Source organism: Aquicoccus sp. (genome assembly GCF_041686535.1).
Taxonomy (GTDB): Bacteria; Pseudomonadota; Alphaproteobacteria; order Rhodobacterales; family Rhodobacteraceae; genus Aquicoccus.
The window spans coordinates 1-8,930 of the sequence record NZ_JAWLDS010000111.1 but is presented as its reverse complement, the minus strand read 5'-3'; the positions used below and the strand labels follow the sequence as shown (position 1 = coordinate 8,930).

The 8,930-nt window shown below is 61.1% G+C and carries 5 protein-coding genes and 3 pseudogenes; 2 read left to right on the top strand and 6 right to left on the bottom strand.

Annotation, left to right across the window (positions count from 1 at the left end; all coding sequences use genetic code 11):
• Positions 1-479 precede the first annotated feature (479 nt).
• Both ACESL9_RS15755 and ACESL9_RS15750 read right to left on the bottom strand, forming a co-directional pair.
• Positions 480-932: pseudogene (locus ACESL9_RS15755) on the bottom strand (NAD-dependent epimerase/dehydratase family protein); the annotation flags it as partial.
• 311 nt (positions 933-1,243) lie between these two features.
• On the bottom strand, positions 1,244-2,431 hold the full coding sequence (locus ACESL9_RS15750) for a GNAT family N-acetyltransferase (RefSeq protein WP_372675148.1): 1,188 nt from the start codon (positions 2,429-2,431) through the stop codon (positions 1,244-1,246).
• A gap of 702 nt (positions 2,432-3,133) precedes the next feature.
• Between ACESL9_RS15750 and ACESL9_RS15745 the strand changes: the two are divergent.
• Positions 3,134-3,365: pseudogene (locus tag ACESL9_RS15745) on the top strand (transposase); the annotation flags it as partial.
• Positions 3,366-3,394: 29 nt separating this feature from the next.
• Here the strand turns inward: ACESL9_RS15745 and ACESL9_RS15740 are convergent.
• The 3 genes and pseudogenes from ACESL9_RS15740 to ACESL9_RS15730 form a co-directional block, all read right to left on the bottom strand.
• Positions 3,395-3,565 (bottom strand): annotated as a pseudogene (locus ACESL9_RS15740) (transposase family protein); the annotation flags it as partial.
• Between the two features lie 560 nt (positions 3,566-4,125).
• Positions 4,126-5,124: an SDR family NAD(P)-dependent oxidoreductase gene (locus ACESL9_RS15735; RefSeq protein WP_372675147.1), complete on the bottom strand. Its 999-nt coding sequence runs from the start codon at positions 5,122-5,124 to the stop codon at positions 4,126-4,128.
• Positions 5,124-6,428, bottom strand: coding sequence for a UDP-glucose dehydrogenase family protein (locus ACESL9_RS15730; RefSeq protein WP_372675146.1), 1,305 nt, complete (start codon positions 6,426-6,428; stop codon positions 5,124-5,126). The genes ACESL9_RS15735 and ACESL9_RS15730 overlap by 1 nt, the downstream gene beginning before the upstream one ends.
• Positions 6,429-6,625: 197 nt before the next feature.
• On the opposite strand from ACESL9_RS15730, the gene ACESL9_RS15725 reads away from it, so the two are divergent.
• Positions 6,626-8,269 (top strand): hypothetical protein, encoded by a 1,644-nt coding sequence (locus ACESL9_RS15725; protein ID WP_372675145.1) that lies wholly within the window; start codon positions 6,626-6,628, stop codon positions 8,267-8,269.
• A 556-nt stretch (positions 8,270-8,825) separates the two neighbouring features.
• On the opposite strand, the gene ACESL9_RS15720 is transcribed toward ACESL9_RS15725, so the two are convergent.
• Positions 8,826-8,903, bottom strand: a complete 78-nt coding sequence (locus tag ACESL9_RS15720; protein WP_372675149.1) for a VPLPA-CTERM sorting domain-containing protein — start codon at positions 8,901-8,903, stop codon at positions 8,826-8,828.
• Positions 8,904-8,930 lie beyond the last annotated feature (27 nt).

Here is an 8,930-nt window from a genome sequence, read left to right as displayed (position 1 = left end):
GCAGCGGAACTGGGCCGAATTCTTGTAGCTGCTCGAAAACCTGCCAACCGCAAAGCATATCTCCATGCTTCTAACGCAAACCAAAAACATGCCTGGGGTTCCGCGGCGGGGAATGGCTCGACATCCCGGTATATACCTTAGCGGAAATGCCCGGGATCGGTCGCGAAGTCCTAGGTTCTCCCGTCGAGCGCGAGGGGGATGTATTCTGGCGCCGGGACCGACCCGTGGCGAAAGCTCCAGTTGGCTTGCCGAGCTGTGTTGTCGCGCCTTTGGAACCTTATCGCTCAAACACGAGCCTGCGCGCAGTCTGGTAAAATTTTCGATCCGAAGTTATCGGATGTCAAGGCACCGACCCCAAACCGCGACAGGTCCAGACTGAGCGGGAAGCGATCTTGCAAGCCATTGTCCGGCTCGCCCACGAGGAAGGCTGGCAGGTTCCTTTATGTCGAAGACCGGATCGATGCTGTCTCCCGGAGATCTCAGGCTTCGTAATATCCACGATACCAGTCGACGAAGCGCGCGACGCCACTCCGCAACCCGGTTTGCGGGGCATAGCCGGTCAGGGCCCGTAACAGGGACGCATCGGCCCAGGTGGCGGGCATGTCACCCTGCTGCATGTCCATGTAATTGCGGATCGCCGCCTTGCCGGTCGCGGCCTCGATCGCCTCGATGAAATCCTCCAGCCGGACTTTGGTGGAATTGCCGATATTCACCACCCGAAAAGGTGCCACTGGCGACAGGCTGTCTCCGGCCACTGGGGCACCCTGCCCGGGGATCGCGTCGATCAGCAGGCGGATGCCACGCACCAGGTCAGTGATGTAGGTGAAATCGCGCCACATCCGGCCGTGGTTGTAGACGTCGATGGGATCGCCGCTCAGGATTGCTCGGGTGAACTTGTGCGGCGCCATGTCGGGCCGTCCCCAGGGGCCGTAAGCTCCAACCGGTAGTAGGATTTCATGGTATCTGTCTTTCGCGCTACTCTCAGACCCTTGGACAGTTTCCGGGTTGAATCGAGCTATTCTCCGTCCCTGCTGGCCGGTTTTGATCTGGCCTAAGTAGCCCACGGCGGGTGGTTGTCTGACATGGCCTGCGTGAGCCCGCTGGTGGTCGATTGATCACGCTCCAGAACCACCAGAAACCGGGGACGTCTTGGGACCTGATCGACTTTTTAGCGCCAAGGACACCAGCCAAGCGATGCTGACAGGAAATGCGAAAAGCGCAGGTCCGGTCAAGCGCACCTGTGTCAGACCCGGCTCTTGATCCAGGATTTCCACAGCGGCCAGTGCGGAAGTGGCAGCCAGCGGCGCAGACGCGGCGCGGCGCGGCAAAACCAGGCGCGGTAATAGCCCAGGTGCAGGGCCCGCGCCCAGGCCATAAGTACCGCGGTCTTGCGCTGCGCGCGTCCCGGCCGGGTGATGATCATCCGGTGGACCAGCACGGATTCGCCGCCATAGACCAGCTTGTAGTCATAGGCCCCGCCCCCCGCCTCGATGCGGGTGACGCCCACCCCGATCAGCCGCTCGATCATCAGGATCAGGCCCACCGTACCAACGCTCAGGCGATCGAATTCCGGTTCAGTGGCGCGGGCGGGCAGTCGCCAGTGGCAGCTCTGTCCAGAAACCAGGCCGAACTGCGCCGCAAGTGGCCCGGCGCTGCCGTCCTGGTGGTCAATCCATACGCTGCCTTCGGATTGCAACCGTTCGGCTAGGTCCCGGTAGAAGGCGGCGCTGCCGGGCCAGTCACAGAAATGCCCCCCCTTGCCGGTTTTCTGCCATTGTCGGTTGTGAAAGCTGATGAAATCGTCGATCTGGGCCGCGCCGGGATGGGTCAGGGCCGTCTGCAACCCGTGATCCGCCTGCAGCTTCCTGAGATCCCGCCGGAACTGGCCGCGGCGCTTCTTCGACAGCCCGGCCAGGTAGGCATCGAAACTGTCGGGCAGGTCGAAGACGGTATGCGTTCCCGCGGGCCGGTCGATCAGCAGGATGTCCGGCGGCAGGGCGGCACGCACGACATCGACCAGAGGACCGCGCTCCGATGCCGGGGTGAAACTGACAAGGTCGGCCCCCTTGTCACACAACAGATCGGCCAGTGCCCGGTTCATCATCGGTGGCAGCAGCGTCTCTTCGACGGCGAGGCGGAAGAGCACGCAATGCGGATCGGTTCCTGCCAGCCGCGCCACCCGCACCGGCACCGGTCCGGCCCAGACGGTTTCGATCATGAAGGGCAGAATTCCGGCAAGGTGACCATCCGGAGCCTCCGCCATCAGACAGAGCAGGCGATGCCCCGCCCCGAAGTGATCCCACCAGGACAGCAGCCAGCCGGGCGACATGTAAATATCGGCCCCGCACCGCTCCGCCAGTGCCCACCAGGCATCGAGACAGGGTTCGAGCGCCTCCCTGCCTTCAACCCAGTGCATGTCGAGATCGGTCACGAAGACACCCCTGCGGGAACGGAAAACGGTACGGCAAGAGCCTGGAGAGGCAAATCATTTTGCAGCATCTCTGTATCCAGTCTTCAGAAGCAGAACGGGCTTGTCCGATCTTTGGAGGCGGCGCGAGGTCGAAGAAACCCCTTGTCTATGAATTCCCCGGGACTGTGGCAAGATTGATCGGTCTTGTTGCGAAACGCAGGCCCAAGGCATGGCCGCATTTTCCGATGATCTCATGCGACACAGGCGATCTCGGCGGGACCAATGGCGCTGAAGCGGTTCATGAAAGCGACGTGGATTTTTGGGGTCTGGGTTTAGTGCTACATTCCTTTCGCCGAATGCCTTGGGACACAGCCTGAGACGACGCATCTTGGCATCGGTCCATCAGCCGCTGCACGGCATCCTGTCCAGTCAAATCAGAAAAGAGCCTTGCTCCCGCAATCAGTGCTGAAAGCCCGGCGGCACCCTCAATGACTGGCACCGCCGCCAGAAGCGCCAGCTCTTCAGGAAACGGCCATACAACCAGACCGGACGTGTTACCTGTCGGCCTGCGTCACTTCAGTCAACCACACCGATGCGGACATGCAGGGGAATCGGGCGAAGGTTCATCTTGTAACAAGGCTTGCTAGGCAGCGTACCCATTAAGACTTCAGGTTTTCAATGGTTTGTGATTCAGGCCGCGGTGTAAGAAACTGGAGGCGAAAAATGTCCCGATCAGATATGAGCGACCTTGAATGGGAATTCATCAAATGCGTTTTGCCCAACAAGTCTCGAGGTGTGCCGCGCGTCGATGACCGCCGGGTGATCAACGGCATTTTCTATGCGCTCCGGGTCGGTTGTCCGTGGCGCGATCTGCCCTCGCAATATGGCCCTTACACGACGGTCTATAATCGCTTCAACAGATGGTCGAAAGCAGGCATCTGGGACACGGTGATGGAGGTCGTGGCCGATGCGCACAACACCGATGTCGGTGATTGTCTCGGCACCAGCCAACACCGCCAGAAGACACAGCAGCAGCACTTCAGGCAAGGGATACATCACCTTGGCGCGCTGCCTCGGATCCGGAAGATTCTCGAAATAACGAAGAAAAACAACAGACTCGGAAATCGCCTCGCAATCGCTCGAATGAATACCCATCGAAACCGTCCTCCTCCGATCAAGAGGACTTCAACTGATTCACCAATTCAGACGGTTATCACGAACTCATTCACCCGATTGCCTTGTGCGGACATGGCCCTCCGTATCGATGATCATCCAGCATCCTGATCCCAAAGTCATCGCTCTTTCCATGACGCACTTCGATCAAGTGCTTCGGATTTTCTCACTAGGAATGGCTCGACATCCCGGTATATACCTTAGCGGAAATGCCCGGGATCGGTCGCGAAGTCCTAGGTTCTCCCGTCGAGCGCGAGGGGGATGTATTCTGGCGCCGGGACCGACCCGTGGCGAAAGCTCCAGTTGGCTTGCCGAGCTGTGTTGTCGCGCCTTTGGAACCTTATCGCTCAAACACGAGCCTGCGCGCAGTCTGGTAAAATTTTCGATCCGAAGTTATCGGATGTCAAGGCACCGACCCCAAACCGCGACAGGTCCAGACTGAGCGGGAAGCGATCTTGCAAGCCATTGTCCGGCTCGCCCACGAGGAAGGCTGGCAGGTTCCTTTATGTCGAAGACCGGATCGATGCTGTCTCCCGGAGATCTCAGGCTTCGTAATATCCACGATACCAGTCGACGAAGCGCGCGACGCCACTCCGCAACCCGGTTTGCGGGGCATAGCCGGTCAGGGCCCGTAACAGGGACGCATCGGCCCAGGTGGCGGGCATGTCACCCTGCTGCATGTCCATGTAATTGCGGATCGCCGCCTTGCCGGTCGCGGCCTCGATCGCCTCGATGAAATCCTCCAGCCGGACTTTGGTGGAATTGCCGATATTCACCACCCGAAAAGGTGCCACTGGCGACAGGCTGTCTCCGGCCACTGGGGCACCCTGCCCGGGGATCGCGTCGATCAGCAGGCGGATGCCACGCACCAGGTCAGTGATGTAGGTGAAATCGCGCCACATCCGGCCGTGGTTGTAGACGTCGATGGGATCGCCGCTCAGGATTGCTCGGGTGAACTTGTGCGGCGCCATGTCGGGCCGTCCCCAGGGGCCATAGACGGTAAAGAACCGGAACATCGTGATCGGTAGCCCGTGGATATGCGCCCAGGCATGAGCCATGGCCTCACTGGCCTTCTTGGTGGCCGCATAGAACGACATCTGAGTATCGGCCTTGTGCGCCTCGGAATAGGGCATCTCGGTGTTGGCACCATAGACCGAACTGGTCGAGGCCATCAGCAAATGCGCCGGACGCGTGGTCAGGGCGGCCTCCATCAGGTTGAAGGTGCCGACGATATTGGCCTCGATATAGGCGCGCGGATTGTCGATCGAATAACGCACGCCTGCCTGTGCGGCCAGATGCACGATCACATCGGGGCGCGCACGGGCCACGGCGTCTGAGAGCGTCTGCGCATCCTCCAGCATTGCCTCGGTTGCCGTGAAGCGCTCATGCTGACGTAACATCTCGTGGCGTCGTTGCTTGAGCGTGACGTCGTAATAATCGGTCATCCCGTCATAGCCCGCCACCTCGCAGCCCTCCTGCAACAACAGCTCTGCCAGGTGAAAGCCGATGAACCCGGCCGTCCCGGTGATGAAGATACGCATCAGCGGCCCACGCCGACATAGGCCGCGAAGCCGGCATTCGTGACGTCGGCGGCGACATAGACATTGCGCAGGTCAGCCATGCGGGGGGTGGCCATGGTTGTCGCCAACGCCTTGAGATCGAGCGCGCGAAACTCGTTCCATTCGGTCAGGATCACCAGCAGATCGGCCCCCTGCGCGGCCGTGTAGGGGTCGTCGTGCCAGCTCACCCCGGGCAAGAGCGCCTCGCCCTCGCGCCGGCCTTGCGGATCGACCACGCGCACACGGGCTCCGCCGCCCACCAGCGCGGGGATGATGGTCAGGCTGGGGGCCTCGCGCATGTCGTCGGTATTGGGCTTGAAGGTCACGCCCAGTACCGTCACCGTCTTGCCGTTGAAGCTGTCGTCGCACAAATCGCGCAGCTTCTCGACCATTCGCAGCTTGACCGCGTCGTTGACGCGGATCACCGCCTCGATGATGCTTTGCGGCACGGCATGTTCCTGTCCGATGCGCGCCAATGCGGACGTGTCCTTGGGAAAGCACGAGCCGCCATAGCCGGGCCCGGCATGCAGGAACTTGTTGCCGATCCGGCCATCCAGGCCGATACCGCGCGCCACCTCCTTGACGTCCGCCCCGGCGCGTTCACACAGCGCCGCGATTTCGTTAATGAAGCTGATCTTGGTGGCCAGGAAGGCGTTTGCGGCGTATTTGATCAGCTCGGCCGATTCCAGATCGGTGGTCAGGATCGGGAAATCGCGTAAATAGAGCGGGCGGTAGATATCGGCCATGACCTCTGCGGCGCGATCGGACTGCACGCCGACGATCACGCGATCGGGCTTCATGAAATCGTCGATGGCAGCGCCTTCGCGCAGAAACTCGGGATTCGAGACCACGTCGAAATCGAGATCCGGATTGGCGGCCGCAACCATCTGCCCCACGCGGCGATTGGTGCCCACGGGCACGGTGGATTTGGTGACGATGACCACATAGCCCGTGGCGGCGCGTGCGACGTCCTCGGCGGCGGCCATCACGTAAGTGAGATCGGCATGACCGTCACCGCGCCGGGTGGGCGTGCCCACGGCAATGAACACCGCCTGCGCGCCATCGAGCGCGGTGGCCAGATCCGTGGTGAAGCGCAATCGTCCCGCGCCAACATTGCGCGCCATGAGCGTCTCCAGCCCCGGCTCGAAGATAGGCACCTCGCCGCGCTCCAGCATGGCGATCTTGTCGGGATTGGTGTCGAGACAAACCACGTCATGTCCGAAATCCGAAAAACACACCCCCGATACAAGCCCCACATAGCCGGTCCCGATCATCGCGATCTTCATTGAAAATATCCTTGTTGCTGTCTTAGAAATTCATGCGATCGACTTTTCGTCGCATATCCCGCTCCGGCAGGCTCAGGCAACCTGTTCTCGGAACATCACGGAAGGCCTTTGCACGTCTGCCGGGGTTTTCGGGCGACACGATCTTTCGCTTCGATCCTTTCGGGAGTAAAGTTGAATTTTTGGAAAGCGTCATTGCCATGCGCCTAACTCTCACGCGTCGCACGCTGCTGCGTTTTCTCGCCGGGACAGGTCTCGTCCCCGGGGTCGCGCTGGCACAGGGCACAGGCCAACCGAAGATCGGCCAATCAGAGGCGGGGCCGATAGTGGCGCAGGACGGCAAGGTGTTGGTGCGGCGCGCGGCGCTGTTGCGAAACGGCTCCGGCGGGCGGCTTCTGGCGCGGGTGCGCATCCCCGGGACAGACGCTCCGGTTCTGGGGCCCAAGGCGTCAGGCGCGGGGCAGCGCCTGTTGCGGCGGCTGATCCATGAGGGGCGCGCGGCGGGCAATCATGGAGATCTCTACGAGAACCGCGACCGGGGGCATTCGCGCCTTTCGCCCGAGGCGCATCCGCAGCTGACCCATGTGGCCTATGATGCCGAGACACGCGAGGCACGGCTTGATTACGGGCTGGCCGGGCCGGTGATCTTCGACGCGCCGCTGATCGGGAATTCCTCGACCGCAGTGAAGCACGGCCTGTTCTGGCGGTCATTGCCGCGTATGGCACTGACACAGCAGAACCACCATCAGACGCTTTACCAGAACTATCTGGCAGGGCAGATCCATGTCTATCCTGAAAACCGCGACCACGATCCCAAACATGGCGATCTCATCCCGGCCAACACCCCATTCTTCGTCGTCTCGCAAGGCTCATCCGGCTCGGACCGACCACATCTTGAAGCGCTCGCCATGATTCTTGCCGCCTTGCGTCCCGAAACCAAGACGTTCCTGCACGAAAATCAGCTTTTGGCCCCGACGGTACAGATGATTCTGCGTCGCAGCCTTGCCCCGGCGCACGGTCGGGATGGGTATCTGTCGGGGCAAGCGCATCCTTCGGTCATCCCGCGAGATCAGATCAACCTGATGCATATGGTGAAGCTGGCCAATGCGCTCACGCCCGACACGGTACCGCCCATGGTGCGGCTGTCGATCCTGGCGGAGACGCGTGCCACCGAAGGTATCGACTATTTCGGCGAGGGCTTGAGCGAGCGGCTTTTCGATACACCTGCTGCCATTGCCCGGCTCTGGCGAAGTCACACATATCGCCGCAGCATGGTAGTCTCGGTCGAAGCGACGCGTGATCCGCATGGGCGGACACCTAATTTCCTCTGGCGCGTTTTACGCGGCGATCCAGCACGCACCCGGGTCGAGCCGCTGGACGACCGTGGTCTCCGTGCCCGCATTACGCTCGATTGGCAATTGCCGCGCCCGGTGCCGGGACGACCCGAACTTCGCTCCAACCGGGTAGATATCGGCGTATTCGCTCGAACCGGGGATCATGACAGCATGCCGGGCTTGATCTCGATCCTGTTGCCGCAGCACGAGACGCGGCGTTACGCACTCGGACCCGATGGTCAAATGCGGATCGAGAGCCGTGATCTTCGCGTGCCACAAGGCGGCTACGCCGATCCGGTGCTTTTCCCGCAGGCCGATTGGCGCGACGTCTATCGCTATGATTCGTCGGGCGTCTCTCTGGGCTGGGAACGACAAGGGTCTAAAGGGACCATGCGGTTCGATGCGGCGGGGAATAAGGTTACCGATGACGGCCCGTTGCTGATACGCCATGTGGTGGAACGTCCTCCGAACGCGGCTCCGCAGATTGTTATGCGAGGCATGCCCACATAGATGCGGAGTTGGGAGTGGGTTGCGATTGTTCGGAGTCAGGATGCCGACCGGCCTGATCTGTAATCTCCTATATATAGAGCAGATATGGTGGGGGTGAGGTGAGCAAACCGCATCCTGTGCCGCTTCGTTGGCCTGTCGTCGCTTTTGTGCAGCAAGGGCATTTGCATTGCGCAGCCGGGGCGCGGTTCCGGATTTCGGCGAAGTTCGTCAACGACATGGTGTTTCTGACGCGCGAGACGGGCGGGTTGGAACTGCGCGCCTAGTGCAATGGCAGTGGCCATGCCAAGCTGGCCGCCGTGCTCACCTGGATCGCAGCCCGTATCTTTGGCGTCGTTGGCGTCGCTTGCTTGTGAAGAGAGATCAGCATGCGTGCCATCTGTCCCGAATCTCGCGCGGGATCGATCTTGTCATGAAAAACGCAGTCCGACGAGGGTTATGTGATCGTCCGGAGTGAAATGACTATTCTTGGCCAGAGAGGCGCAAGAAGGCCGTTGGCCCAAAAGAAAAGCCCCGCAAACTGGCGAGGCTTTCCAGACTTGTAATGCAGTGACGAGTGTCAGGCTGCTTTTTTACGACGGCGGAGGGCCGCCAAACCACCCAGTCCACCCAGCAAGAGCAACCCTGCCGCAGGCAGCGGGATCGGAGCGACTGTGAACTCCGC

Excerpts from the sequence above, each read along its gene's own strand:
- ACESL9_RS15735 (WP_372675147.1), bottom strand. The coding sequence starts at position 5,124 with ATGCGTATCTTCATCACCGGGACGGCCGGGTTCATCGGCTTTCACCTG.
- ACESL9_RS15730 (WP_372675146.1), bottom strand. The coding sequence starts at position 6,428 with ATGAAGATCGCGATGATCGGGACCGGCTATGTGGGGCTTGTATCGGGG.
- ACESL9_RS15725 (WP_372675145.1), top strand. The coding sequence starts at position 6,626 with ATGCGCCTAACTCTCACGCGTCGCACGCTGCTGCGTTTTCTCGCCGGG.